Origin of the sequence: Cronobacter dublinensis subsp. dublinensis LMG 23823, from assembly GCF_001277235.1 — a bacterium.
Classification (GTDB): Bacteria; Pseudomonadota; Gammaproteobacteria; order Enterobacterales; family Enterobacteriaceae; genus Cronobacter; species Cronobacter dublinensis.
The window spans coordinates 1631954-1657399 of the sequence record NZ_CP012266.1; the positions used below are offsets into that span (position 1 = coordinate 1631954).

Consider the following 25446-nt stretch of genomic DNA (forward strand, 5'->3'; position numbering starts at 1 on the left):
TTATTTCCCCTCAGCGAAACGAAAAAAAACTGTTATCCTGAAATGAGTTACACGGTCATCCTGAGATCGCAATGAAATACCAACAACTCGAAAACCTCGAAAGCGGCTGGAAGTGGAAATATCTGGTTAAAAAGCATCGCGAAGGCGAGCTGATAACCCGCTATGTCGAAGCCAGCGCGGCGAAAGAGGCGGTGGATCTCTTGCTGGGTATGGAAAACGAACCGGTAAGAGTGCTGGGCTGGATTGAAAAGCATATGAACCCGGCACTGCAAAACCGCCTGAAACAGACGATTCGCGCCCGTCGTAAACGGCATTTTAATGCCGAGCATCAGCACACCCGTAAAAAGTCTATCGACCTTGAGTTTATGGTCTGGCAGCGTCTGGCCGGGCTTGCGCAGCGGCGCGGTATTACGCTTTCAGAAACCATCGTGCAGCTGATTGAAGATGCGGAGCGTAAAGAGAAGTATGAGAACCATATGTCGACGCTGAAACAGGATTTGCAGGCGCTGCTCGGTAAGAAAGAGTAATCAGGGCGGGGCGGCGACGTCAGGTTGACGGGCATTTTGGTAGAGGCCGCAATCTGAGCGGTGATGGTAACACAGACGTGTTTTCCATAACCGGCAAAACGCGCTATCAATTTGACGCTCTGCAGCAAAGCCTTTAACGGCAGAAAGCGCCAGAAATAAAAAACCCCGCCTTAGCGGGGTTTTTCTTAACGTTTAACTTAAGCCTGCGGCTGAGTTACAACGTCTTTAACGCCTTTAACTTCGATCTCTACGCGACGATCCGGGCCCAGGCAGTCGATCAGAGCTGCACGAGCTTTCACGTTGTCACAGGTGTTGCCGGTGACCGGGTTGGATTCGCCCATACCACGTGCGGAGATCTTGTTGGACGGGATACCTTTGGAGATCAGGTAGTCAACAACAGACTGAGCACGTTTCTCAGACAGACCCTGGTTGTAAGCGTCAGAACCGATGCGGTCGGTGAAGCCCAGAACCACGACGGAACCGTCTTTCGGATCCAGGTTGCTCAGCTGGGAGTACAGCTGATCCAGCGCCTGCTGACCTTCCGGTTTCAGGGTAGCTTTGTTGAAGTTGAACAGAACGTCAGACTTCAGGGTGAAGTGCTTGGTCTGTACTTCCGGAGCCGGAGCCGGAGCCGGTGCAACAACCGGAGCTACGTTGTCTTCCTGACCGAAACGGTAGGAAACGCCAAGGCTCAGCATGCCGTTGTCCGGACGGGTACCAACAGTCTGCGCGTCGCCGATGTTGTTAACCCACTGGTATTCCAGACGGGTAGCGATATCGCGGGTAACTGCCCACTCAACGCCGCCAGCAAATACCGGGGAAACGCCGGTGTCGTGGTCGTCGCCGCTGATGTTAGAAGAGGAGTCAGCACGCCATACCATGCCGCCCAGACGGGTGTAAACGTCCAGGTCGCTGGTTACCGGGTAACCCAGTTTAGCGGTCAGCTGTACGCCCTGAGCTTTGAAAGCGCCGTTTACAGTGTCGCCTTTATACGGCATGCGGCCCAGCCAGTCGTAGCCCATTTCGAAGCCAACGTACGGGTTAACCTGGTAACCACCGAACGCGCCTGCGCCCAGCTGGCTTTCGTGAGTCGGGCCGTCGTTAGGAATAAAACCGGTATCGTGGAACTGGGACCAACCCAGTTTGCCGCCTGCATACCAGGTGTTATCTTTCGGTGCGGCCTGCGCTACGGTAGCGAAGCCAGCCAGTGCCACTGCAATCGCGATAGCTGTCTTTTTCATTTTTTGCGCCTCGTTATCATCCAAAAAGGCCATGCGCTTTTCCGGGAGGAAAAGTTCACGGTTAAATCCTTCACCGGGGTTATAGCTCAATGGTTACTCTACCGATATTGTCGGTTTATTGATGAGCACCCTGGCGAGGTAAAGTCTACAACGTAGTTGGAAACTTACAAGTGTGAAGTCCGTCAGGCATATGAAAAAAAACAACTTGCGAAAGCAAAATTTAACATTTTTGCGGCAATTTTAAACACTCGTAAAGTGCGGGACCGGACGAAATCGCCCGTCTGGCCGTTCATTCGCCACAATCACTTTTAACGAAGGTCCATGTTCAAATTCTTACCAGGATTAATCCTAAAAAGGATTAATGCACCATTCTTGAGTGAATTCTTAGGCCAGAACGTGGTCTGTCGCCCGTCAAAGAGGGCTGGACGGGACGCATTAAAAAGCCCATCGCATTACCTTTCTCTGCCGCTTCCGTCAGGCGACGATGTTCGTCATCCGTTAAGTCATCATGCAGCCAGGCGATCACAACGCTATAGTTGCCGGTCTCCAGTGCGCGAATCATTGAATCGATAGTGACCTGCGGATTCATCTGGCTCACCTGCATTACCTTCGTCAGCGGCAAACCGGAGGATTCGACCCATTCACGGCTCAGGCGTTGTTGCGGCGTGAGCCACAGCTGCCAGCGGGACTGCTGACCGAGCTGCTGCAACAGGGGCAGCAACACCAGTTGCGTCATCCACGGCTGATCTTCGTTATACATCACTTCACTTATCAATCCCTTGGTTTCAGCCTGAGCTAAAGCGCCAGCCGTTTCTTTTGCCAGACGACGTGAGCCATGCGCGCGATTTTGATGAGAAAAGTACATAAAGGTCCAGCCTCGCTAGTTACTGTATGCATATACAGTACTGCTGGTGAGGCCAAAGATCAATCTAAATTTCGGAAAGCATCTCGCAAATTTCACATCTTGTTTGTCCGGAAACAAAATTCGGATTGCTCACCAGGCACAACTTTCATATGTTCCTGTTAAGGGAAAAGCTAATGGAATTTTTAGTCCGTTACTTATTGATATAAAAGGAATAAATATGGATAACGCTTCGACTGACACTCTGGTGCGAGTTCAAAATACCCTGTCATCATTAGGTGATGTTACTCACCGTTCGCTTTTTGGGGGTTATAGCCTCGCCATCGACGACGCCGTGTTCGGCATGCTGGCAGAAGGGCGTCTGTATCTGCGCGCCAGCGAACAGAGCCGCGCTTACCAGCAGGCGCACAATCCGCCTATGCTCGTCTGCACCCGTCGCGGACGTCGTATCAACCTCAACTATTATCTGGCGGATGACGCGCTGTGGGAGTCGCCTGCGTTGCTGCGTGAGCACGCGCGTACGGCGCTGGCCTGCGCGCAGGCGGAGAAAACCGAGCGCGCCCGCGGGCGACGCGTGAAAGATCTGCCGAACCTTAACGTGCAGCTTGAGGTATCGCTGTGGGAGGCGGGGATCCGTGATGTTGAAACGCTGTGCGCATTTGGGGCGAAGGAGTGCTGGCTGAAGCTTCGCAAGGCCCGCAAAAATCTCAGCCTGCATGTGCTCTACGCGCTTCAGGGTGCCATTACCGGCACCCATGAAGCCGCATTACCGACACAAATTCGCGAAGAGCTGCTGGAGTGGTTTATGCAGCTCTCCGTACAGAATCAGTCCTGAGCCAGCTGGCGCTGGAGTCGGCTGATTTCCGGCAGCAACGAGACAAGCAGCCCTATCTGCTGCAGCACCAGCGGCTCTTTACTCTCCTGGCGCGGCTCAATCTGCTGAATGCGCTGCGCCAGTTCCGCAAGCGATTTCTCGACACGCGCATCATCGGCAGGCTGGTGATGAAGCGCGTCGTCAACATAACAGACGGCATCGTCAAGCAGGGAGAGGATCTCCTGACGCGTCAGTTTTTCGCGGTGCGCGCCAAGTGCGGAAATGTAGCTCGTCAGCGTGTGGTTGAGGCACAGAAACCGGAAGGCGATATCGCGCATCTGCGCGCTGACTCTGGGCTCGCTCGACATATTTGACACTACCGACGCCAGTTCCGCATCGCTGTTATGCGCGTCGCGACGGGCGATGCGATAGGCGAGCCGGTTGTCGCGCCCCTGATGATACTGCTCAAGGATCGCGTCGAGATAGCGGCAGTTGGCATTCAGCGCGCGCTCAAGCACCGCAGGTAACCGCCGGAATCGCCAGTCGGGCCAGATAAAGCTCACCGCAAACCAGGCGATGGCGCAGCCGATTATCGTATCTACCACGCGCGGCAGCGCCACCTCAAAACCCTCGCCCAGCAGGTTAAAGCACAATAGCACCAGCAGCGTGATAAAGAGCGTGGCGTGCGCGTACTGCACGGTACGGAAAACGAAAAACAGCACGCCGGTGATAACAATCAACACCAGTTGCCCTTCCAGCGAAGGTACAAAATAGAGCACCGGAATGCCCACTGCGACGCCCGCCAGCGTGCCGATAATGCGCAGCGTCAGTCGATGGCGCGTGGCGTTATAGTTCGGCTGGCAGACAAACAGGCTGGTGAGCAAAATCCAGTAGCCGTGATTGAGCCCGGTAAACTGGATGAAGGCGTACCCCACGCACAGCACGACGGACATCCGCACCGCGTGGCGAAACAGCGCCGACTGCGGCGTAAAGTTACGGCTCAGGCGAAACCAGATGTCGCTAAAACCGTTCAGGCTGTCATCCGCCAGACGGTGTTCGCTGTCGCTGGCGGCAGGCTGAGTAAACGGCTGCTCCGATTCAATGGTCGCGAGCTGCGCGTCGATGGCTTTAAGGTTGGCCATCAGAAACTGTACGGCTTTGATCTGCGTGGCAGAGACGCCCGATGCCGCGGTGCGATCGAGTGCGGCCTCCAGATGCGTGAACGCGCGCTCGAAGCGCGGATCGTGCTGGTAGGGCGTGCGCAGCAGCACAGAACGCGCCAGCTGCTGGCACGCCTGTGACTGCATAGTGAGCAGCCGCTGAAAACGGAACATCACGTCGCTGTAGCGGAACGTATCGCGCAGCGTCTGGTAATGAATGTGCGATGAGCTGGCGCGTTCGTGAATATCCTGCGCGACGAAATAGTAGTGCAACGTGCGCCGCGTGCTGCGCTGGCCGCGATCGCCGCGCAACCGGGTGAGCAGTGAGCCTTTGGCCTGATTCAGCGTGGCGACCAGCTGGCTATTGGCCATCGCCAGTTCCAGCATCGGCACCTGGCTTTCATCTTCGATATCCGGATCGAACAGCCGGGATTTGATATCCAGATAGTGCGCCAGCTGTTCATAGCAGCGCGCCAGATTCTCCTGCAACGGGCGCACCGGGAAGATCAGATGCCCGGCGAGCGTCAGCAGGTTATACCAGACCGCGCCCGCCAACAGCAGGAGCGGCTGCTGATACCAGTGCTCATAGAGTGAAACCCCGAGCATGGTGTAAATCGCTATCAGCAGCGCGCCAAAGGCGATCGTTGCATAACGCTGTCCGAGCCCGCCCAGTAAAATAAAGCCGATGGTGGACGCCGTCAGCCCGGCGGCGAACAGCCACGGCCACGGAAACAGGAGCTCCACCGAGGCGGAGGCGATAAAAAAGCTGACAAGCGTAATCAGCAGGTTGCGCAGACGTCCCGTCAGGCGGTCGTCGAGATCGGTCAGCGCGGCGGCGACCACGCCGAGCGTCAGCGGAATAGTCAGTTTCGCCTCGCCAAGCCACCAGGGCAACGCCGCGGTGCCGCACAGCGCGATAAAAATGCGCACGTTGGTGAGCCACGCGCTGTTCCAGGCGTGACGGTGAAGCAGAGGGTTGAGCATCATGAGCGGCCCTGGCTTACTGGAAACGGCGGCGGGCGTTCGCATCACGAGCGGCCCTGGCGGTTTCCACGGAAACGACGCGACGGCCAACCGGCCACAACGCAATCGCGGCGATTTTAAAATTCGCGATACCGACCGGGATGCCGATGATGGTCAGACACTGCGCGATACCGGCGGCGATGTGCATCAGGCACAGCCACCAGCCGAAAAACAGCAGCCAGAAAAGATTCAGCAGCGTGCCGCCGGTGTTCAGCAGGGCGTTTTTCCCCGCCGGATCGAGCTCATCCACATGCATTGCTTCATTGCCGTAAGGCAGCAGCGACAGTTTGGTTATCTCCCAGCAGGAGCGCGTCAGCGGCAGGGTGATCACCAGAATGATGCTGACAAGCGTCGCCAGCAGCCAGGCGAGGGTGGTCGCGAAGCCACCCAGCACGAAATTCAGAATATTTAAAACAGTACGCATAAAACCTCAGAAGCGTCGGCAGAGCGCCGGGATCATAACCACAACAATTGTAACGCGTTTTGGGTCTGGAGCGTGATATCGCAGGCGGGTAAACTTAGCGCTATAACACCATTTACTGGCAGCCTCATGGAACTGAAAGCAACCTCTCTGGGTAAACGTCTGGCGCAGCACCCCTATGACCGCGCGGAAATCCTCACCGCCGGGGTGAAAGTCTCCGGCGATAAGCATGAATATCTGATCCCGTTTAATCAGTTGCTGGATATCCAGTGCCGCCGCGGCCTGGTCTGGGGCGAGCTGGAATTTACGCTCGCGGATAACAAAGTGGTGCGTCTGCACGGCACTGAATGGGCCGAAACCCAGCGCTTTTATCATCACCTGACGACGCTCTGGCAACAGTGGAGTCAGGAGATGAGCGAGGTGGCGGCAGGCGTGCTAAATGACTGGCAGGAGAAAATCCGCAGCGGCGAAACACAAGAACAATGGCTGCGGCGCGACGAGAGCCAGGCGTTATGCCAGGCGCTGCGCCGCGCGTTACAGGCGCTGCCGGTGCCGACATCGCGCCTTGAAACGTTCGACAACTGCCGCGACGCCTGGCGCGAATGTAAAGACTGGCTGGCCGACAGCGAGGCGAAACGTCTTGCGCACAACCAGGCGTTTACCGACGCGATGCTCACGCGCTACGCCGATTTCTTCGCAAACATTGAGAGCTCGCCGCTCAACCCGTCCCAGGCGCGTGCGGTGGTGAACGGCGAACGTTCGCTGCTGGTGCTGGCGGGCGCGGGGAGCGGCAAAACGTCCGTGCTGGTGGCGCGCGCGGGCTGGCTTATCGAACGCGGCGAGGCGACGGCTGAACAAATCCTGCTGCTGGCCTTTGGTCGTAAGGCTGCCCGAGAAATGGAGGAACGCCTTCAGGCGCGCCTGCATACCGATGCGATCGCCGCACGCACCTTTCATGCGCTGGCGCTGCACATCATCGGGCAGGGCGGTCGCAAAACGCCGCGCGTGAGCGAGCTTGAAAACGACACGGCGGCGCGTCATGACCTTCTGTTGACCGCCTGGCGCGACCAGTGCCGTGAGAAAAAAGCGCAGGCGAAGGGCTGGCGGGAGTGGCTTAGCAACGAACTGCAATGGGATATCGACGAGGGCGAGTTCTGGGAGGACGAGGCGCTTTGCAAACGGCTCGCCAGCCGTCTCGACCGCTGGCTTGGTCTGATGCGCATGCATGGCGGCTCGCAGGCGGAGATGATCGCCGCCGCGCCGGATGACGTGCGTGACGTTTTCCAGAAGCGCATCAAACTGATGGCCCCCTTACTGAAAGCCTGGAAAGCGGCGCTGAAAGCCGAAGAGGCCGTGGATTTCTCCGGGCTTATTCATCAGGCGATCAACGTGCTGGAAAAGGGGCGTTTCGTGAGCCCCTGGAAGCATATCCTCGTGGACGAATTTCAGGATATCTCGCCGCAGCGCGCGGCCCTGCTGGCGGCGCTGCGCCGCCAGAATTCGGCCACCCGCCTGTTTGCCGTCGGCGACGACTGGCAGGCGATTTACCGCTTCAGCGGCGCGCAGCTGTCGCTGACCACTGCGTTTGAAGACCATTTCGGCGAGGGCGATCAGTGCGCGCTGGACACCACGTATCGTTTCAACGGGCGTATCGGCGATATTGCGAACCGCTTTGTCCAGCAGAACCCGCATCAGCGGGAAAAACCGCTCAACAGCCTGCGCGCGGGCGACAACAAAGCCGTTACGCTGCTGGCGCAGGAGCAGCTGGAGGCGCTGCTCGACAAAATGAGCGGCTACGTTCGCCCCGACGAGCGCGTGCTGGTGCTGGCCCGTTATCATCACCTGCGCCCCGCGGCGCTGGAGATGGCGGCGACGCGCTGGCCAAAACTTCAGCTGGAATTTATGACGATTCACGCCAGCAAAGGGCAACAGGCGGATTACGTCATTATTGTGGGGCTGAGCGTGGGGCGGGATGGGTTTCCGGCGCCGGCGCGGGAGTCGATTATGGAACAGGCGCTGCTGCCTGCCACGGAAGATTTTCCAGATGCCGAAGAGCGTCGCCTGCTGTATGTGGCGCTGACGCGCGCGCGGCAGCGCGTCTGGCTGCTGTATGACAAAGCGGCGCCGTCGGTGTTTGTCGACGCGCTAACGCGCCTCGGCGTGCCGACGGCCCGCAAGCCCTGAACTACTTCAGGCGATCGGCGAGGTAACGCGGATAGTCGGGGATCAGCACATCCAGCGTGTCGCTAAATGTCGGCGACTGGATAATAAAATCGGCCGTCGAGAGGTTTGTCGCCACCGGGATATTCCAGACGGTCGCAAGACGCAGCAGCGCTTTGACGTCCGGGTCGTGCGGTACGGCGTTCAGCGGGTCCCAGAAGAAAATCAGCACGTCGATTTTCCCTTCGGCGATCATCGCGCCCACCTGCTGATCGCCGCCCATCGGGCCGCTCAGCATGGCGTTAACCTCAAGACCGGTCGCGCGCGACACCAGATTGCCGGTGGTGCCGGTCGCGTAAAGCGTATGGTTCGCCAGCAGTGCCTTATGGCGCTCCACCCATTTCATCAGCATCGATTTACAGTGGTCATGCGCCACCAGTGCGATTTTTTTCTGGGCTGGCAGGGTTCGGGTTGTCAGTTCCATAGTAAGTTCCAGATTAAATAAGTGGCTACAGATTACTGTAAGTGCTGGAGGCTGCAAGCGAAGCCGGTAAAAAACCGTGCCTCGTCGCATCGATTGCGTACAGACGCGGCATCGCGTGGTGGGCGCGGCGACTTTGGCATACACTTTTATGAAATGCGTTGAGGGGGAGAGAAAATGAAAGAAGCGGATATTGCAGAGATTTTACAAAACACCAAAACCATCGCGCTGGTGGGCGCCAGCGACAAGCCGGACCGTCCGAGCTATCGCGTGATGGCGTATCTGCTGGAAAAGGGTTATCACGTGATTCCCGTATCGCCGAAAGTGGCAGGGAAAACGCTGCTCGGCCAGCAGGGCTACGCCACGCTGGCCGACGTGCCGGAAAAGGTTGATATGGTGGATGTGTTTCGCAATTCCGAAGCGGCATGGGGTGTGGCGCAGGAGGCAATTGCAATAGGCGCGAAAACGCTCTGGCTGCAGCTTGGCGTGATTAACGAGCAGGCCGCCGTGCTGGCGCGCGACGCGGGGCTGAATGTGGTGATGGACCGCTGCCCGGCGATAGAAATTCCGCGCCTCGGCCTGTTTCAGTAATAAAAAACCCGGCTTGGCCGGGTTTTTTTAGTTGCGCAGACGGGGCGCCTGGAGCTGCTGGCGAATCGAGCGCGCCAGCTCATCCATAGAGGGTTGCTCCGGATGCTCCTCTTGCCTTTCGCCGCTTAGCTGGGCTTCGGCAAGATAAGTGTGCACGGGCTGGCCGTCGTCATCTTCCATCACCACGTGATACCACGGCGCGGCGCGTAGCTCGGCGTTTACCGCCATTTCATCGACGTCAGGTTCATCAAGCGAATACTCAGGGTCGATATCCACCACGACACCCAAATACCCTAACAGAGAATGACGAACCTGCTGGCCGATACCGAATTTGCTGGCAATCATTGTCACCTCCCGGAAAACGTTCATACCCTGTATATAAGGGCAGGGCGTTCCTTTTCAAGTTACATGACGCGACAGGCAAACCCTTTCAGATAAAGACCTTCCGGGTAGCTCGCGATCACGGGGTGATCGGCGGCCTGACGGAACTGCTCTATAAATTGTACATCACGCCCGGCATCTATTGCGGCGTCGGCGACGATTTTCTGGAATAAATCGGTGGTCATCAGCCCCGAGCAGGAGAACGTCAGCAGGATACCGCCTGGGTTAAGCAGCTGGATCGCAAGCATATTGATGTCTTTATAGCCGCGGCACGCGCCGTGAAGCTGGCTTTTGTTTTCCACGAACTTCGGCGGGTCCATCACGATAACGTCGAACTTCTCGCCCTGGTCGCGATATTTACGCAGCAGTTTAAACACGTCGTCGCGCACGAATTCGGCTTTGCTCAGGTCGAGCTGGTTAAGCTCCACGTTCTGCTTCGCCACGTCCAGCGCTTCCTGGGAGGTATCGACGCTGATCACCTGACGGCAGCCGCCCATCAGCGCGGAAACGGCAAAGCCGCCAGTGTAGGAGAAGCAGTTCAGCACGCGCTTGTCTTCGACATAGCGGCGCGTCGCAAAGCGGCTGTCGCGCTGATCGAGGTAATAACCGGTTTTGTGGCCGCCTTTGATATCCACCAGCAGCTTCATGCCGTGCTCTTCAATCGCGAGCAGGTCCGGCGGCAGTTCGCCGCTGACCGGGCCCTGCGCGAGCTCCATACCTTCTTTTTTACGCACCGCCACGTCAGAGCGATCGTAAATGGCGCACTCCGGGTAAAGCGCCTGCAACGCCGATACCAGCGCCGGGCGCTGATATTCCGCACCGGCGGAGAGCAGTTGCAGCACCAGGAAGTTGCCGAAGCGGTCAATGGTCACGCCCGGCAGGCCGTCCGATTCACCGGCGATAAGACGGTAGCTGTCGAGCCCGTCTTTTTGCGCCAGCCAGTCGCGCCACTGTTGCGCCTGTTGCAAGCGACGGGTGAAAAAGGCGATATCAATGGTTTCATTCGCATCGAATGTCCAGACGCGCGCGCGGATCTGCGAGGCGGGGGAGAGGGCGGCGCGTGCTAACCATTTTCCCTGATGGTCGACGATGTCGATGGTTTCACCTGGCGCGGCTTTACCTTCCATACGCGCGACGGCGCCGGAGAAGACCCAGGGATGGCGGCGCAGGAGAGACTTCTCGCGCCCTTTGGCTAACACTAAACGTACGCTCATAATTTGCTATTCTGTGAATCAAAGAAAATGGGCGCCATTCTCCCGACTTCAGCCGGGAAATGCAACGCTACCGCAAAGGAGAACCGCTATGACTGAACAATGCACGCTGGCCTGGGTACACGGCCGGGTACAGGGCGTCGGGTTTCGCTACACCACGCAGCATGAAGCGATGCGACTTGGCGTCACTGGCTATGCGCGCAATCTGGACGACGGCAGCGTGGAGGTGCTGGCCTGCGGCGAGGCGGAGCAGGTCGAAAAACTGATCGCCTGGCTGAAAGCGGGCGGGCCGCGCAGCGCCCATGTGGAAAAGGTCCTGACGCAGCCGCATTCGCCCACAGAAGATTATCGCGACTTTCGCATTCGCTATTAAATACACTTCACCGGTTTCGGCAGGCCGGCGATTTTGGTGGCCTGTTTCGCCGGGCCTTTCGGGAACAGGCGATAGAGATAGCGGCTGTTGCCTTTCTCTTCACCGAATTTCGTCGCCATGGCTTTCACCAGCATGCGGATGGCCGGCGACGTATTAAATTCAATATAAAACTCGCGCACAAAGCGCACCACTTCCCAGTGTTCGGGCGTCAGCGTAATGCCTTCTTTTTCGGCGATAACCTGCGCCAGCCCTTCGCTCCAGGCGTCGAAGACTTTCAGATAGCCTTCCGCGTCTGTTTCAAACTCTTTACCTTCAAACGTTAACATATCGATTCTTGCCCTGATTCTGACTGCGCGCAGTGTAGCAAATTCCCGGTGCCAGAAAAAACAAAGCCCCGCACGGGGCGGGGCTTAAGCGCAGCGTTGGCTAATCGTCAGTCGCGGCTTGCGAAGCCCAGAATGCTCAGCAGGCTCACAAAGATATTGTAGAGCGAGACATACAGGCTGACGGTTGCGCGAATATAGTTGGTTTCGCCGCCGTGAATAATATTGCTGGTTTCAAACAGAATGGCGCCTGAAGAAAGCAGAATAAACACGGCGCTGATCGCCAGATGCAGCGCAGGCAGCTGTAAGAAGATGTTCGCCACCATACCAATCAGCACAACCACCACGCCTGCCATCAGCATACCGCCCAGGAAGGACATATCCTTGCGGGTGGTCAGCACGTAGGCGGAGCAGCAGAAGAACACCAGCGCGGTCCCGCCGAGAGACAGCGCGATAAGATCGCCCATCCCGGCAGAGAGATACGCGTTAAGCATCGGCCCCAGGATATAGCCCAGGAAGCCCGTGAAGGCGAACGCCGCGATAATACCGCTCGGCTTATTGGCCAGACGATAGGTCAGGAACATCAGGCCGTACATACCGACCAGCGTCAGGATGAGACCCGGCGAAGGCAGCGCCAGTACGGTGCTGGCGGTCGCGGTGATCGCGGAAAACGCCAGCGTCAGGCTCAGCATAAAATAGGTGTTACGCAGAACCTTATGGGTGCTAAGCAGCGACTGTCTGTCGCGCGCAGAGGTAATTAAGCGATCCATGAGTAGTCTCTCATTACAGGTGTTTAGTTTCCGAGCATAGAGGGTTGCACGCAACGGGAAAAGGGCTTTTACCCATCTTTACGCTGCTTTATTTCTCTAAAAACAAGGACTCAGAAAGCGCATTACTATCATAAAAACGTGGTCGACACCGGCGCGCTTTCAGATCCCCCTCTTATATATGACGTAAAAGCGTTGCGCGAAACCCGACACGCGTCTATCAGTGTTAACGACACATCACAACAATACACAAGGCGTGGAAAATGAACGTGAAACAGAAAGCTCTGTCTTTTTCTCTCATCGCCGCTGTCATTTCCGGCGTATGCGCGACAGCGTATGCGGCGCAGGTGCCGGCGGGCGTTGAACTGGCGGCAAAACAGGAACTGGTGCGCAACAACGGCAGCGAGCCTGCCTCGCTCGACCCGCATAAAGTCGAGAGCGATGTCGAATTCAACATCATCGGCGATGTTTTTGAAGGACTGGTGGCGGTGCGTAAAGATGGCTCCATCGAACCGCGGCTCGCAGAAAGCTGGGACAACAAAAACAACACCGTCTGGACATTCCATCTGCGCAAAGGCGTCACTTGGTCGGACGGCGAGCCCATTACGGCGGAAGATGTGGTCTGGAGCTGGCGGCGTCTGGTCGACCCGAAAACCGTCTCTCCCTACGCCAGCTTTCCCGGCAACATGAACATTGAAAACGCCGCCGACATCGCCAACGGTAAAAAGCCGGTGGACACGCTGGGCGTGAAAGCGCTGGATGACAACACGATTCAGGTGACCCTCACACAGCCCACGGCGGCGTTTCTGTCGATGCTGGCGCACCCGTCGCTGGTGCCCATTGATAAAACCGCCGTCGAGCGTTTCGGCGATAAATGGGCGCGCCCGGAGCATTTCGTTTGCAGCGGCGCGTATAAAGTCACCGACTGGGTGGTGAATGAAAAAATCACCGCCGAGCGTAATAAACGCTACTGGAACGATAAAGAGACGGTAATCAATAAAGTCACTTACCTGCCGATTGCCGCTGAAACGGCGGATCTGAACCGCTACCGGGCGGGGGAGATCGACATCACCAGCACCGTGGCGCTCAACCAGTTCGCGCAATTGAAAAAAACGATGCCGGAGCAGGTGGACGTCTCGCCGCTGCTGGCCACTTACTATTACGAATTCAACACCACCAAAGCGCCGTTTAACGATCCGCGCGTGCGCCGCGCGCTGAACATGGCGCTGGATAAAGACGTTATCGCGCAAAAAGTGCTGGCGCAGGGGCAACGCCCGGCGTGGGTGGTCAGCCAGCCTGAAATCGGCGGCGTGAAAATGACGCCGCCGGAGTACGCGAGCTGGCCGCTTGAAAAACGCGTCAGCGAGGCGAAAAAACTGCTGGAGGCGGCAGGCTTCAACGCGCAGCATCCGCTGACATTCAATCTGCTCTATAACACGCTCGAGTCGCACCAGCGCATCGCTATCGCGGCAAGCTCGATGTGGCAGAAAAATCTCGGCGTGGTGGTGAAGCTCCAGAACCAGGAGTGGAAAACCATGCTTGATAACAAACACACCGGTAATTTCGACGTGGTGCGCTACGCATGGAACGCCGACTATGACGACGCCTCGACATTCCTGAACAACTACCGCACCGGCGACAGTCAGAACACCTCGCGCTATACCAACAAGGCCTATGACGAGGCGCTGGCGAATGCGTCGAAAGCGGCGGATGTCGCCGCGCGCGGGAAATATTATCAGCAGGCGGAAACGATTCTGGCAGAGGATGTGCCTGCCATTCCTGTGTATCACTACGTGCGCACCCACATGGTGAAACCCTGGGTTGGCGGTTTTTATTCCAATAATCTGGGCTATTACTTCACCAAAGATATGTACATCAAAAAACATTAACCGGAGCGCCGCGCTGTGGTGGCCTGTGAAAATGCTGCAAATGTGATCGTTGTGCCGATATTTCAGGCGATTAGCGCGCTTTTGAGTGTTTTTGCGGCAATCGAACACATTCGGGCTTTACACAGCGCAGGGGGATGTTTATAGTTCGCGTCATTGCGGAAGTGTGGCCGAGCGGTTGAAGGCACCGGTCTTGAAAACCGGCGACCCGAAAGGGTTCCAGAGTTCGAATCTCTGCGCTTCCGCCAACCAATTTAAGGGGATGCCGAAAGGCGTCCCCTTTTTCGTTTATGTCGTGCTTTCCTCGCAGGCCCACGTTTTCATCAGGTGTTTCTTAACGTCTTCCGGCGGGTTTGTTACTGAAGACAACCCGTCTGTCGCGTGCAGAGCGCGCCCTGGCGCGCGAACTCGCTCCCGATCCTATAAAGTCTGTTACATCTGCCCGCCGTCCTGCGCTTGTGAATACGTCTTCTGTGCGTAGCATCTGCCGTTCAGTCAACGTTCCTGTCGCCCTGCGGCGGGGCAGAGCTATCACCGGCGGGTTTCAGGGAGGGAACACGATGGCGTCACTACAGGCGGTTGTAGAGAGTTGTCAGTCGGGCGCAGAAGCGCTGGCAGCGCTGGCGCAACAGCGCCTCGCGCACTGGGATAAATGGCTGCAACCGGTTTTTGTTGATAACCCTACCGGCGACGATCCGGGCTACGACGACGATTTCCAGCAGATCCGCGAAGAGGTGAATAAGCTCTCTGGCGCGGATACCGCGCTGATTGGCACGCTGGCGGAAAACATCCTTCTGACCACGGCCAAAGATATCCGCGTGGCCACCTGTTATGCCTGGGCGCGGCTGCACCGCGACGGCGAGGCGGGCTTTGCCGAAGGGCTGGAGTTGCTCGCCGCGCTCCTGCAACGTTTTGGCGCGATGCTCCATCCACAGCGCGCCCGCAGCCGTCAGGCGGCGCTGGAGTGGCTCGCAAGCTCGCGCGTGCTCGACAGCCTGTCGCTTTACCCCGAAGTCACCCGCGACGATGCCCGGCGCACCGCCGGCGCGCTGCTGCTGATTGATCAGGCCCTGGCGTCTGAAGAGGCTGCGGCGCGCCCGCAGTTAACCGCCCTTTATAGCGCGCTGGAGGCGCGGCTGATGAAAGCGGGCGGCGTTGATGCCGTGGTCCCGCAAACCACCAGCGACAGCGCGACTGCCACGCCCGCCGCGCCGGTCATCAATGCCATCTCTTCCGGGCGCGATCTGCTGGAGCAGGCACGCCTGCTTGCCGACTACCTGCGCAATCAGCCCGACGGCTGGCTTGCCGCACACCGTCTGATGAAAAGCCTGCGCCACGACACGCTCCATCATTTGCCGCCGCTCGCAGGCGATGGCCGCACGCGCATCGAACCGCCGAAAGCTGACCAGCGCGCGCTCTTAAAACGCCTCTGGCTTCAGCAGAGCTGGCTGGAGCTGCTGGAGCAGGGAGATAGCCTCTTTTCACGCGGTGCGAATCATCTGTGGCTCGACGTGCAGTGGTATATCCACGAAGCGCTGCTGAAATCGGGCCAGGAGACGCTGGCGGGCATTATTCGCGCCGATCTCGCCGGCTTACTGAACCGACTGCCGGGCCTTGAGACGCTGGCGTTTAATGACGGCACGCCGTTCGCCGATGAAGTGACGCAGCACTGGATAGCGCAGCAGGTACGCGAGATGCCCGGCGCTGATGAGACGCACGTCGCCGACGCGCATGCCGCCGATGACGACGAGGTACTGCAACTCGAACCGGAAGCCGTCTCGCTTGCCGACAGCGACGGCATCGACGCCGCGCTCGGCTGGCTTCAGACCCGGCCCGCGCTCACCTCAGCGCGCCAGCGCTGGCTGCTGCGTCTGCTGATGGCACGTCTCGCCGAGCAGTACGGTAAAAATGAACTCGCGCTGCATTTGCTGGCCGAACTGCAAACGTCGGCAAGCGTCCTGACCCTGCCGCAGTGGGAGCCCGCGCTGCTGTTTGAAGTGAGCGCCCGGCGGCTGCGGCTGCTACGCATGAAGGCCGGGCGTAGCGAGACAGATAAAGCGCGCCTGCAGGCTGATATGGAAGCATTGCTGGCGACGCTTATCGCCATCGATCCGGCGCGCGCCGCCGTGTTGTGTAGCTAAGTTTCACTCAGGGAAGGAGAACGCGATGCCCGAAAGCCATTACGCCCCGTCACTCTACGACATCCTCTACGGCAATTTCGCGGGAGGCCTGGCGCTGCATGACGTCAGCGAGGAAAACCAGGTCATCCTGTCGGTGCTCGACAACATGCAGCGCATCCTCAACACCCGCGCCGGTAGCCTTAAGCATCTGCCGGATTACGGCCTGCCGGATATGGCCAAGATTCTCCAGGGGATGCCCGGCACGGCGCATGAACTCATCAGCGCGCTCTCTGCGGTGCTGCTGAAATATGAGCCGCGGCTCAGGCGCCTGAACGTCGTGTTGCTGGCGCAGACCACGCCTGGCGAGCTGCGCTACGCCATTGACGCCGAGCTGAAAGGCGTCGGGCTGGTACGCTACGGCACGGAATTTATGCCCGAAGGGCGGGTACTTATCCGCCATCTTAAACAACAGCAGTTAATGGATAACCGCGCCGCCCTCTGAGCGGCTTTTCCGACAGGGATCTCATGAACGCGCCTTCTGAACGTCATCTGAAAACCGGCGGCGATCCGCGCCTGCTGCCGGATTACGCCGCGCTGCGCGAAGAGCTCGGCAAACTCACCCATCCGGCGCGCCCGGATGTCGACTGGCGGCGGGTCGAGCAGTTATCGCTCTCGCTTTTTGAGCGCAACGGCGTTGAGCTGCAAACTGCGCTCTGGTATACCCAGGCCCGCCTGCGTCTGCTGGGGTTGCCCGGCCTCAACGAGGGGCTGGCGATTCTGGCGGCGCTTCTCGCGCACCAGTGGAGCAGCCTGTGGCCGCAGCCGGTGCATGCGCGTATGGAGATTTTAAGCAACTTCAGCCAACGTGTGCAGCAGACGCTGCGCACCCTGTCGTTACGCTATGCGGATCTCGGCGCGCTGTACCAGGCGGAGCAGCATCTTGCGGCCATTATCGCGGTGCTGGCGCGCCTTGAGCTTAAGCATATGAGCCAGCTGGATGCGCTGCGGGCGCAGCTACAGCAGGCTGCGGCGCGGCTGGAGAGTAAGGCGGGGGATAGCGGCGCTCTGGCAGCGGATGCCGTGACGACGCAGGGCGACGCGCCTCCCGACGATGCGCGGCGGGTCTACGTTGCCACCGTGCCCGCGTTGCCTGAGGTATCGCGGCACGGCGTAAAAACCGCCCGCTGGAAACCCTTTATCGCAGGCATGTTGACCATGCTGGTGGCAGGCGGCGGCGCGCTGCTCGGCTGGCAGGCCTGCGAGCGGCCCGACCCGCTTGCGGCGCAGGTCGCGGCGTCGCTGGACGCGTGGCCGCAGGTGGCGTCCGGCGCTGCACTCGCGCCGGAACACGCGCGGGAACTGACAGCGCAAAGCGTTATTGAGTTAACGCGCCAGCGCCTCGGCTGGCTCTCGCGTCTGCCGCCGGATCGTAATATTCGCTACGGGGGGGAACTGGTGCGCCAGGTGGACGCGCTGTGGCCGCAAAATCCACAGGCGCAGGCGCTCGCCCTTTTCTGGCGTCAGCAGATTCGCGCGGCCGCGATGCCGCTGCAAAATCTGGACGGCTGGCAGCAGGGTATGACGCAGCTCGACCAGCTTGCCGCGCGGCTTAACGCGCTGGATGAGCGGCGCGGCAGGTACCTGACAGGCAGCGAGCTGAAAACGATGGTATTTGCTATCCGCCAGGCTTTTGACGCGACGCCGCCTGCCGAGGAGCTGCTGCGCCGCATGGCCGCGCAGCGTCAGCAGGGCGCGGTTCCTGAAGCGCTGCGCGTTGAGGCTGAAAGCCGTCTGAACCAGCTACTCTGGCGCTATGTGTTGTTGACGCCTGACGCGCCAGACACCCACACGCGCTGACACGCGGTACGGACGTGCAGGAAAAGGCGCAGCAGGCAATAAAACCGTCGCGCAATACTTACTTTTTGTGTCTGTTCAGCGCGTGAAGACGCCGCTATATGACGCAGTGACGACGTCATCACGGAGCGGCATTACCCTCGTGTCTGGTTGTATTGCGCCGCCAGACATTCCAGCGCCGCGTTGACGTTCGCCGGGGAAAGGCGTACCAGCTGCGGGTAAAAAGGGTGGCGATACACAAAATCGATAAAACGCCGCGCAGGCTGAAGCGTGGCGTCGCGTAATTCACTGAGACGCTGCGCGCCGGTCAGACTGCATACCGCCATTTGGTAGTCGGGTTGAGAGAATGTGCGGCAGATATCGTTCCAGATAATATCGGACGCAATCACTTCAGAGCGATACCGCCGCTGGGGTACGCGTTTTCCTTCTTCGTGAACAAAGGCGATATGGCAATGACCGCTCAGGATCTCCTCCCGATTTGCCATCAGGCAACCGCCATAGAGGAAACATTCATGCTCAAGATAATGGCGGGTATACAACGCGGCACTGTCGGTCAGCGATTTAACGACTTCAAAATGGCGGTAAGCGGCAAGTACCGGCTTAACCATAGTGCCGGCATCGTTAACTTTTAAGCGCGCAGCCCCATAACGGGTATCGAAAAGAAGATCGCGCTGCTTTATCTGCCGGTCTTTTACGAAAATCCTGGCGACAGGGTTTTGGTTATCAAGCCGTTCTTCTTTATCAGCGTGATAACGGTAATTTTCCGGGATGGCTGCGCCGGGCGGCGCATAGTTGGTGGTCAGCGCGATAACTTGCTGGCTCGCTTTCTCGGCAGTCACCACTACGTAAAGGCGGTTAGCCGAGTGATTAAAGCCCAGCGTAAAGGTGGCGGTCGCGAAAATCGGATCCAGGGAGCAGACGTAAGCCGAGGAAGATGCAATGCGGGCGGCAAAAGCCAGTTGATGAAGCGCACGTCCGAAAGTTTTATTGCTGAACCCACAGGCTGCGCGAAAGTCGCGCAGCAGCCCGCCTGTGCGAATCAACTGCGCGAGTGGTAAAAGGTGAGGAGCCACGTGCGCTTTTTCGTACCAGACAAATGTAGAGCGACAGCTTGTACAAAGCAGACGCTGTCGTCCATTTTCGGCATAGCCGTTACGGATTAGGCTATCGCGACGCCCGCAGTGCGGACAGGCCCGGATCACCCCCTGATAGTTTCTGTTTACTTCGGCCTTAAATGCATTCAGCGCGGCTGCGCTAATCACCGGAAAGGGAAAACCACACGCCTGACAGAGGATGTTTTCGCCGCGCTGCAAATAAGAAGGACTGCCCAGAACACCAAAATTCTGGCAGCCAAACGTCTTACAGGCGTTCACATTGCTGGTGCTAAAAAGCGCGGCAGACTGCCTTGTCGAGACATTCAGGCGATCAGCCATTTAATATCCGCCGGGGAGCGTCCGCTTTGCGAAAGCGTTTTCAACATCAGCATATAAGGGTTGATGTAACTGAAAAATGCCTGATACCCCTCACAAAACCAGTTGCGGTTTAGCTTTCCATCCGCAGAGGGCAGGATTCGGTGTTTCGGGCAGCCGCCGTAACAGGCAAACTGGAAAGAGCAACGGTGGCATTCAGCCGCCATAGCGTGTGCTTTCGCGCGTGAAAAAGCCTGGTTTGCATCGCCGTCACGGATAGTGGCAAGCGGGGTGGAGTGGATATTCCCGAGTTTATAGCGGGGCCAGACATAATGGTCGCACTGATACACATCACCGTTCATTTCCATCGCCAGCGCGCTGCCGCAGCGCTCTGCGAAAACGCAAATTTGCGCAGGCAGGCCGCACCAGGCGGCGAACGCCTGATCAAAAAGCTGAATGCTGATGTCGCCGATATCCCGTCGTATCCAGGTGTAAAAAATCGTTTTTAAAAAGACACCGAAGGCATCACCGGGTACTGACCAGGGCGCAATGGCGGCGTCTCCCTGGTCATCAGGGGGCACCAGAACGCGATTTTCGCCTGCCGAAGCGTGACGCTCCAGCAGAGGAATAAACTGCATATCGCGACTGCCGATGCTGCGAAGATAGTCATACACGCGCAGCGGATGGTGAACATTAATAGTGTTCACGACCGTCAGGGTATTGAATTCAATATGGTGCTTTATAAGCAGACGAACTGCGTTTTCCACGCGGTCGTGCGTCGGTTTCCCGGCGCGGGTTTTACGCCATGCGTCGTGCAACTCTGCATCGCCATCAATGGAAATACCGACCAAAAAATGATGTTTGCTTAAAAAGCGGCCCCACGCGTCATTGAGTAACAGCCCGTTGGTTTGCAGCGTATTGATTATCCGTTTTCCGCAGGAATATTTTTCCTGTAAAGCAACGACGCGCTGATAGAAATCGAGACCGGCAAGGGTTGGCTCACCGCCTTGCCAGGCGAATATCACTTCGTCGGTCTGCTGCGCGTTAATATGTTGTTCAACAAATAACGCAAGTGTCGCGTCATCCATACATTTTTGTTGGCGCTCCGGATAAATCTGCGCTTTTTCCAGATAAAAGCAGTAATCACAGTTGAGATTACAGGCCGCGCCCACCGGCTTGACCATGACATGGCAGCTTTTCTTTATCACCGTATTTTCTCTCACAGGAAAGCTCTGCGGCGTTTGTGAACCAACACGCCGCAGAGCAGGTGGGTAAAACCTCTGCAGTGAACCTTAATTCCAGTCCACCGGCTCAGGTTTTTCTCCACGGGCGCGCATCAGCGAATCGTTATCGATATCGTTTTTATAGCACGTAAAATCTGCAATGAGTTGTTTCTCAAGGTCCGGTTGTTTGCCGAGCAGGTTATTCACCTCGCCAGTATCCATTTTCAGGTTATAAAGATATTTCGGTTTAGCGTTACGGTCGAAAATCATTTTCCAGTCACCTTCCCGGATGGCCCACATATCCGTCGGCTCATCCTGAAAAGGCATATCAATTGACCAGATAAGCGGTTTTTGACGCGTGAGCGTTTTCCCTTCCAGTATGGGCCTGATGGATTCGCCATCGATAACGCGATCGGTTGGCAAAGGAAAATGCAGCATGTCAGCAAGCGTCGGCAGCACGTCGAGCCCGGTAACGGGCGAGTCGGACACCGTGCCCGCTTTAATGTGACTCCCGTATTTAATAATGGCCGGTACGCGGATACCGCCCTCCCAAAGATTATCCTTCCGGCCCCGTAATCCGCTGGTTTCGCCTGCCATATTTAACTCATACCATTTGCGCGCTTCCCGCGTGACCGGCCCATTGTCGCTGGTAAAAAGGATAATGGTATTATCCTCTTCGCCCATTGCCTTAATTTTGGCGACCACTTTGCCGACCTGTTCATCGAGATAACTGATATTCGCGTAATATTCACCCGTGCCCCGCCAGGGTTTATCAGCCCAGTCGGCATAAAAGAGATCCTGATGCTGGCGTTCATATTCCGACATATAGCTTTTGTACATATCGAGATATTTTTGCGGGGAGGCGAGCGGTGTATGAACTTCGGTAAACGCGACGTATAAGAAAAACGGTTTATTGTCTTTGCGACTGTCGAGCCAGTGAATCGCCTCGCTGCTGACCAGTTCACCGCTCATCTGTTTAACCGTGCCGATGGGTTGACCGTTGCGATAAAAACCGTTGGGGTATACCACGCCATAGCGCGGGCGCGTTTTTACTTTATCGAGATCGCTTGTGACAAAGCCTGCTGCGTTCACCAGAGAATAATCAAAACCCATATCTTTGGCCTGCGGCTGATCGGTGCGATCAGCGCCCGCATTTAAATGGAGCTTGCCCATCATTGCCGTGTCATAGCCCTGTTCTTTTAAATAGCTGGCGATCGTTTTTTCATTACGGCCCAGCGCCACATTTTTTCCACCGGAAGGGATCCAGGAACGAATCCCGGTACGAAACGGCGTGCGCCCCGTTAATAAACCCGCCCGCGAAGGCGAACAGAGCGGCGCCGGGGCGTAATATTCCGTAAAGCGCATACCCTGCTGCGCCAGGCTGTCGATATTGGGGGTTTTAACAATCGGATGCCCATAAATGCCGGTATCACCGTAACCAAGATCGTCCGCCATAATAATAACGACGTTAGGCCGTTTAGCCGTGGTGTCAGAGCCCGGTGTCGGGGCAGGAGATTGCGCTCCGGCGCTGGCGGCCAGCATCAGGCTCACCAGGCTTGTCAGCATTCGCTTTTGCATGATGTTTTCCTTATTAAAAATCAAAATTCATAGCCCAGCGTATAAATCATCTGATCGCCGAAACCGTCATACCCCAGCTTGTTTTGGAAATAGCGCCAGGTGACGCTCGCTTTAAGATGCGGATAAAACTTCCATGTCAGCGTTAAACCGCCATTAATGCCGTTAGCGCCATGCTGCTGCTCTGCATAGGCGTCGTTACGATCGAATTCAAATTCATGCCAGTCCGACAACACAAACGACTCTTCCCACAACGAGAAGAAATACGCGGCCGTCCAGCCTGCGACATAGCCATTGCGCCCGCTGGCGCTTCTGCCGCCGAGTCGCTGGGAGTGATAATCTGAAGATTGATTATGAAAGGCGAGGTAAGGTTTAAAAAATCCCCATTTACCGCTTAAGCCCAGGTAGCCCAGGCCATACATCATATCCAGATCATCGCCCCAGGTATTATCAAACTGGCCGTAAAGTTTTCCCATCAGACTCACATCGGAGCTGAACAGCCGAATATGTGTCTGGGCAGACAACACATAGTTCTGGCCGGAAATGTCGTGGTTAAGCACATTATTTTCATAAAAGGAGTAAAATTCGCCTTTATCAAAAATGGCGCCAAAATCAGCGGTCAGTTTCCATACCTCGCCACGGTGGGTATTTTCAAACCCACTGTTCCAGTCTGCATATCCTGCATTCAGGGATCCGAAAGCGTTTTTGAGTTCAAGGTTCAATGCGTTTGCATGGCTGGCATATAATAAAATAAGCAATGTGGTAAATGGAACTAACATGCCTATAAACCTGCGTATTATTCCTAATATCATTCTATAAACGTCCTTGTTTTACCGATAAGCACCTGCAAGAAATCATAAAGAGTAACGAGTATTGTGTTTGTGATAAAAATCACAAGTGAAAGTAAGGGCTGATTTATAAGCGAGAGAGTGTCAGGAAATGTTGTTTTTAAACTGATATGTCATTGAAAAGGTTACGGGCTTGCCATTCATTGCTTAATTATTTTGATTGCTGCTTTGCCTGGCAGCAATGCATTTTCTTATTTTCCGGGGCTTTTCGTTTTTGTGGGGAGAGTAACGGTTCCAGTTACAAGAATGAATAAAAATCTCCTTCATCTGCAGTATCTCAATAGCGTATATATACCTGGACTGATAGTTTTCCTGAATGCTTATTATGTGCGCAGTGAGTTATTTATGAGTGAGAACGATCATGCCCGTTATAACAATGGGTGAGCTGCGTTAGTTTTGTCATGAGCGTTATTATCAATAAGGAGTTTATTATGGCTGGTAACATTAATTTTCTGCCCCTTCCTCGTCCGCCTGTCAATCAAGGAATTGATACAACAAATGCAACTGTATTAAATCATAACAGTATTTATGCGACGTTAATGGCTCAGATAACGTCAGAAAACACCCAGAGCAATGCCGTGCTAACCTTAAATCCTTATGGTACTGCACCCCTGAGTCTTTATGTCGGTCTGTGGGCTAACGAGGCGGGCTCGGTGCAAATGACAGTGACCGATGAAAGTGGCAGCGTTCCTTTACTCACTTTTCAACAGAATATTGTTACTGGTCCGAACCTGGTTCCAGTTTCAGGCCTTGTTGCAGATACAGTGAACATCATTAGCTTAACGTCGACGTCGGGTACGACAAGCTGGCCAGTACTTACAGCGCCGCTTCCACCTGGTGATGCTCAGAACCCCAATGGGCACAACCTTTTTCCGCAAGTGACTCTAAAAACACCGGTAACCGATCCTTCTCTCCTTGCTGAGGGCGTTTATTTTGTGTCCTGCTTCGATCGCAATAACATCGCCCTTGACTATGAGGCCAATATTCGATGGTTTACTACTAAAGATATGCCGTCAAATAATTTGCTACATATCGCAAATGGTAATTTTTTGTCGTCCGCTATCGCCCAGAATAACTATCTGGAAATGTATGAGTTTGATATGGTAGGGCGAGTCCATACGGTTTATAAACTCGATACTGCTTTGCATCATTCATTGTATCAGCAGAGTAATGGTTTGCTGGTGGGGGCATCTGAATATGCGCCCGGTACTCGACCCGATGGTGGTAAAAGCATCGAGGATGGTGTTTCTGTCATCGACCTTACAACCGGCTTAGAAATTCGCTATTACGATATGGTGAAAGTGCTCGATCCTGCTCGTATCACACGCCCTTCTAATCCCCCCTCCACCGACGGTACTATAGACTGGCTTCATGTGAATCAGTCCTATATCAATGAAACCAATAATATTCTTGTTACTTCCGGGCGCAATCAGAGCGCTATTTTTGGTGTTAATGCAGATACAGCGGAACTGGTCTTCATTATGGGGACTCATGAAGACTGGTCCTCAGCATTTACCAATTACCTGCTGACGCCGGTAGATAGTCAAAATAACCCGCTCTATGATTTCAGCGACCCGCAGCAAGTGGCTGCCGCGAATTTATCTTTCTGGAACTGGGGGCAACATAATGTTCTCGAAATCCCTAATGGTAACACTGGCCTGATTGATATTTCAGTGTTCAATAACGGTAATTACCGTGCGAGTACCGACAATAAGAGCGTTGAACCATGGAAAAACCAGAGCCGCGTAAGTAATTATCGTATCGATATTAACGCCAGGACGGTGCAGAAGCTGAGCGAATATTATTCCGGGCCTGAAGGTTATAGTAGTTTATGCGGAGCGAAGCAGATTATGCCGAACGGTAATCTGGTGGTTTGCTATGGCGGAGCCACTTTCGATGGTACCGGTCTTACCATGACATGCGATCCGGGCTACAGCGACGTGGATTACGGTGTCTGGGATGACAGCGCCGAAGGAAAACTACCGCTGAGGGAGCTCGACGAGCAAGGCAATATTCTGCTTGATATCACGATCGGCTCAGGGTTAGCACGAAGTAAGAACGATGATCCGACCATGTTCCGTTACAACATCACTTGTTTCAGAGCTTACAAGTTACCGCTATTTGGTTAAGCGAAATGTAACGCTGCGTTTGGCGCAGCGTTAACAGCGCAGCCCTCTGCGCAAACAGAGGGCCGGA

At 56.1% G+C, this 25446-nt stretch carries 23 protein-coding genes and 1 tRNA gene; 11 read left to right on the forward strand and 13 right to left on the reverse strand.

Translation table 11 applies throughout. From position 1 onward, the window contains the following. Nucleotides 1-71: 71 nt before the first annotated feature. On the forward strand, nucleotides 72-527 hold the full coding sequence (matP, locus tag AFK67_RS07420) for a macrodomain Ter protein MatP (protein ID WP_007717899.1): 456 nt from the start codon (nucleotides 72-74) through the stop codon (nucleotides 525-527). Nucleotides 528-724: 197 nt separating this feature from the next. Here matP and ompA read toward each other — a convergent pair whose 3' ends face one another. Together ompA and sulA are read right to left on the reverse strand one after the other, a co-directional pair. Next, entirely contained in the window at nucleotides 725-1768 is a 1044-nt protein-coding gene (ompA, locus tag AFK67_RS07425; RefSeq protein ID WP_105654647.1) for a porin OmpA, read from the reverse strand. A 358-nt stretch (nucleotides 1769-2126) separates the two neighbouring features. Then, complete coding sequence (gene sulA, locus AFK67_RS07430) at nucleotides 2127-2633, reverse strand: SOS-induced cell division inhibitor SulA (RefSeq protein WP_007717893.1); 507 nt, start codon at nucleotides 2631-2633, stop codon at nucleotides 2127-2129. 217 nt (nucleotides 2634-2850) lie between these two features. On the opposite strand from sulA, the gene AFK67_RS07435 reads away from it, so the two are divergent. After that, nucleotides 2851-3465 (forward strand): TfoX/Sxy family DNA transformation protein, encoded by a 615-nt coding sequence (locus AFK67_RS07435; protein ID WP_007717889.1) that lies wholly within the window; start codon nucleotides 2851-2853, stop codon nucleotides 3463-3465. On the opposite strand, the gene yccS is transcribed toward AFK67_RS07435, so the two are convergent. Both yccS and AFK67_RS07445 read right to left on the reverse strand, forming a co-directional pair. Next, a complete protein-coding gene (gene yccS, locus AFK67_RS07440) occupies nucleotides 3456-5591 on the reverse strand; it encodes a YccS family putative transporter (protein ID WP_038883906.1) in 2136 nt (711 codons plus the stop codon). The two genes, AFK67_RS07435 and yccS, sit on opposite strands and share 10 nt — an antisense overlap. A 13-nt stretch (nucleotides 5592-5604) precedes the next feature. Continuing rightward, nucleotides 5605-6051 carry a YccF domain-containing protein gene (locus AFK67_RS07445; protein ID WP_007717883.1) on the reverse strand — a complete coding sequence of 149 codons (447 nt, stop codon included), beginning with the start codon at nucleotides 6049-6051 and terminating at the stop codon, nucleotides 5605-5607. Nucleotides 6052-6177: 126 nt separating this feature from the next. On the opposite strand from AFK67_RS07445, the gene helD reads away from it, so the two are divergent. Next, nucleotides 6178-8232: a DNA helicase IV gene (helD, locus tag AFK67_RS07450; RefSeq protein WP_007717882.1), complete on the forward strand. Its 2055-nt coding sequence runs from the start codon at nucleotides 6178-6180 to the stop codon at nucleotides 8230-8232. A 1-nt stretch (nucleotide 8233) separates the two neighbouring features. Here the strand turns inward: helD and mgsA are convergent, their stop codons facing one another. Next, nucleotides 8234-8692, reverse strand: a complete 459-nt coding sequence (gene mgsA / locus AFK67_RS07455) for a methylglyoxal synthase (RefSeq protein ID WP_007717880.1) — start codon at nucleotides 8690-8692, stop codon at nucleotides 8234-8236. A gap of 174 nt (nucleotides 8693-8866) precedes the next feature. Between mgsA and AFK67_RS07460 the strand changes: the two genes are divergently transcribed. Continuing rightward, a complete protein-coding gene (locus tag AFK67_RS07460) occupies nucleotides 8867-9280 on the forward strand; it encodes a CoA-binding protein (protein ID WP_007717879.1) in 414 nt (137 codons plus the stop codon). Between the two features lie 27 nt (nucleotides 9281-9307). On the opposite strand, the gene hspQ is transcribed toward AFK67_RS07460, so the two are convergent. Beyond that, nucleotides 9308-9625: a heat shock protein HspQ gene (gene hspQ, locus AFK67_RS07465; protein ID WP_007717877.1), complete on the reverse strand. Its 318-nt coding sequence runs from the start codon at nucleotides 9623-9625 to the stop codon at nucleotides 9308-9310. 59 nt (nucleotides 9626-9684) lie between these two features. Further along, nucleotides 9685-10875: a 23S rRNA (cytosine(1962)-C(5))-methyltransferase RlmI gene (gene rlmI / locus AFK67_RS07470; RefSeq protein ID WP_032966909.1), complete on the reverse strand. Its 1191-nt coding sequence runs from the start codon at nucleotides 10873-10875 to the stop codon at nucleotides 9685-9687. A gap of 88 nt (nucleotides 10876-10963) precedes the next feature. On the opposite strand from rlmI, the gene yccX reads away from it, so the two are divergent. Next, the gene (gene yccX, locus AFK67_RS07475) at nucleotides 10964-11245 is read left to right on the forward strand and encodes an acylphosphatase (protein ID WP_007717874.1); all 282 of its coding nucleotides are present in this window, start codon (nucleotides 10964-10966) and stop codon (nucleotides 11243-11245) included. On the opposite strand, the gene tusE is transcribed toward yccX, so the two are convergent. Together tusE and yccA are read right to left on the reverse strand one after the other, a co-directional pair. Next, nucleotides 11242-11571 (reverse strand): sulfurtransferase TusE, encoded by a 330-nt coding sequence (gene tusE, locus AFK67_RS07480; RefSeq protein WP_007717872.1) that lies wholly within the window; start codon nucleotides 11569-11571, stop codon nucleotides 11242-11244. The two genes, yccX and tusE, sit on opposite strands and share 4 nt — an antisense overlap. Nucleotides 11572-11678: 107 nt before the next feature. Beyond that, entirely contained in the window at nucleotides 11679-12338 is a 660-nt protein-coding gene (yccA, locus tag AFK67_RS07485) for an FtsH protease modulator YccA (RefSeq protein ID WP_007664775.1), read from the reverse strand. A gap of 260 nt (nucleotides 12339-12598) precedes the next feature. On the opposite strand from yccA, the gene AFK67_RS07490 reads away from it, so the two are divergent. The 5 genes from AFK67_RS07490 to AFK67_RS07510 all read left to right on the forward strand — a co-directional run bounded on the left by AFK67_RS07490 (nucleotide 12599) and on the right by AFK67_RS07510 (nucleotide 18198). Beyond that, complete coding sequence (locus AFK67_RS07490; protein WP_038883901.1) at nucleotides 12599-14224, forward strand: ABC transporter substrate-binding protein; 1626 nt, start codon at nucleotides 12599-12601, stop codon at nucleotides 14222-14224. A 157-nt stretch (nucleotides 14225-14381) separates the two neighbouring features. Next, nucleotides 14382-14469 (forward strand) — tRNA-Ser (locus tag AFK67_RS07495). A gap of 312 nt (nucleotides 14470-14781) precedes the next feature. After that, on the forward strand, nucleotides 14782-16362 hold the full coding sequence (gene tssA / locus AFK67_RS07500; protein WP_007717867.1) for a type VI secretion system protein TssA: 1581 nt from the start codon (nucleotides 14782-14784) through the stop codon (nucleotides 16360-16362). Between the two features lie 25 nt (nucleotides 16363-16387). Continuing rightward, entirely contained in the window at nucleotides 16388-16843 is a 456-nt protein-coding gene (tssE, locus tag AFK67_RS07505) for a type VI secretion system baseplate subunit TssE (protein WP_038883900.1), read from the forward strand. Nucleotides 16844-16866: 23 nt separating this feature from the next. Continuing rightward, nucleotides 16867-18198: a VasL domain-containing protein gene (locus AFK67_RS07510; RefSeq protein WP_038883899.1), complete on the forward strand. Its 1332-nt coding sequence runs from the start codon at nucleotides 16867-16869 to the stop codon at nucleotides 18196-18198. Nucleotides 18199-18329: 131 nt separating this feature from the next. Here the strand turns inward: AFK67_RS07510 and AFK67_RS07515 are convergent, their stop codons facing one another. The 4 genes from AFK67_RS07515 to AFK67_RS07530 form a co-directional block, all read right to left on the reverse strand. Then, the gene (locus AFK67_RS07515; protein WP_007726480.1) at nucleotides 18330-19628 is read right to left on the reverse strand and encodes an IS1/IS1595 family N-terminal zinc-binding domain-containing protein; all 1299 of its coding nucleotides are present in this window, start codon (nucleotides 19626-19628) and stop codon (nucleotides 18330-18332) included. Next, a complete protein-coding gene (locus AFK67_RS07520) occupies nucleotides 19613-20812 on the reverse strand; it encodes an anaerobic sulfatase maturase (RefSeq protein ID WP_162140667.1) in 1200 nt (399 codons plus the stop codon). Before AFK67_RS07520 ends, AFK67_RS07515 begins: the two co-directional genes overlap by 16 nt. Nucleotides 20813-20896: 84 nt before the next feature. Further along, nucleotides 20897-22369: a sulfatase family protein gene (locus AFK67_RS07525; protein WP_407639270.1), complete on the reverse strand. Its 1473-nt coding sequence runs from the start codon at nucleotides 22367-22369 to the stop codon at nucleotides 20897-20899. 56 nt (nucleotides 22370-22425) lie between these two features. Continuing rightward, nucleotides 22426-23181, reverse strand: coding sequence for an outer membrane protein OmpK (locus AFK67_RS07530; protein ID WP_038883896.1), 756 nt, complete (start codon nucleotides 23179-23181; stop codon nucleotides 22426-22428). Between the two features lie 500 nt (nucleotides 23182-23681). Between AFK67_RS07530 and AFK67_RS07535 the strand changes: the two genes are divergently transcribed. Continuing rightward, nucleotides 23682-25379 (forward strand): aryl-sulfate sulfotransferase, encoded by a 1698-nt coding sequence (locus AFK67_RS07535; protein ID WP_007726487.1) that lies wholly within the window; start codon nucleotides 23682-23684, stop codon nucleotides 25377-25379. The last annotated feature ends 67 nt before the right edge of the window (nucleotides 25380-25446 follow it).

Bases quoted from the DNA above. Each gene is read 5' to 3' on its own strand.
- matP (WP_007717899.1), top strand. From the start codon at position 72: ATGAAATACCAACAACTCGAAAACCTCGAAAGCGGCTGGAAGTGGAAA.
- ompA (WP_105654647.1), bottom strand. From the start codon at position 1,768: ATGAAAAAGACAGCTATCGCGATTGCAGTGGCACTGGCTGGCTTCGCT.
- sulA (WP_007717893.1), bottom strand. From the start codon at position 2,633: ATGTACTTTTCTCATCAAAATCGCGCGCATGGCTCACGTCGTCTGGCA.
- AFK67_RS07435 (WP_007717889.1), top strand. From the start codon at position 2,851: ATGGATAACGCTTCGACTGACACTCTGGTGCGAGTTCAAAATACCCTG.
- yccS (WP_038883906.1), bottom strand. From the start codon at position 5,591: ATGATGCTCAACCCTCTGCTTCACCGTCACGCCTGGAACAGCGCGTGG.
- AFK67_RS07445 (WP_007717883.1), bottom strand. From the start codon at position 6,051: ATGCGTACTGTTTTAAATATTCTGAATTTCGTGCTGGGTGGCTTCGCG.
- helD (WP_007717882.1), top strand. From the start codon at position 6,178: ATGGAACTGAAAGCAACCTCTCTGGGTAAACGTCTGGCGCAGCACCCC.
- mgsA (WP_007717880.1), bottom strand. From the start codon at position 8,692: ATGGAACTGACAACCCGAACCCTGCCAGCCCAGAAAAAAATCGCACTG.
- AFK67_RS07460 (WP_007717879.1), top strand. From the start codon at position 8,867: ATGAAAGAAGCGGATATTGCAGAGATTTTACAAAACACCAAAACCATC.
- hspQ (WP_007717877.1), bottom strand. From the start codon at position 9,625: ATGATTGCCAGCAAATTCGGTATCGGCCAGCAGGTTCGTCATTCTCTG.
- rlmI (WP_032966909.1), bottom strand. From the start codon at position 10,875: ATGAGCGTACGTTTAGTGTTAGCCAAAGGGCGCGAGAAGTCTCTCCTG.
- yccX (WP_007717874.1), top strand. From the start codon at position 10,964: ATGACTGAACAATGCACGCTGGCCTGGGTACACGGCCGGGTACAGGGC.
- tusE (WP_007717872.1), bottom strand. From the start codon at position 11,571: ATGTTAACGTTTGAAGGTAAAGAGTTTGAAACAGACGCGGAAGGCTAT.
- yccA (WP_007664775.1), bottom strand. From the start codon at position 12,338: ATGGATCGCTTAATTACCTCTGCGCGCGACAGACAGTCGCTGCTTAGC.
- AFK67_RS07490 (WP_038883901.1), top strand. From the start codon at position 12,599: ATGAACGTGAAACAGAAAGCTCTGTCTTTTTCTCTCATCGCCGCTGTC.
- tssA (WP_007717867.1), top strand. From the start codon at position 14,782: ATGGCGTCACTACAGGCGGTTGTAGAGAGTTGTCAGTCGGGCGCAGAA.
- tssE (WP_038883900.1), top strand. From the start codon at position 16,388: ATGCCCGAAAGCCATTACGCCCCGTCACTCTACGACATCCTCTACGGC.
- AFK67_RS07510 (WP_038883899.1), top strand. From the start codon at position 16,867: ATGAACGCGCCTTCTGAACGTCATCTGAAAACCGGCGGCGATCCGCGC.
- AFK67_RS07515 (WP_007726480.1), bottom strand. From the start codon at position 19,628: ATGGCTGATCGCCTGAATGTCTCGACAAGGCAGTCTGCCGCGCTTTTT.
- AFK67_RS07525 (WP_407639270.1), bottom strand. From the start codon at position 22,369: ATGCTGGCCGCCAGCGCCGGAGCGCAATCTCCTGCCCCGACACCGGGC.
- AFK67_RS07530 (WP_038883896.1), bottom strand. From the start codon at position 23,181: ATGTTAGTTCCATTTACCACATTGCTTATTTTATTATATGCCAGCCAT.
- AFK67_RS07535 (WP_007726487.1), top strand. From the start codon at position 23,682: ATGGCTGGTAACATTAATTTTCTGCCCCTTCCTCGTCCGCCTGTCAAT.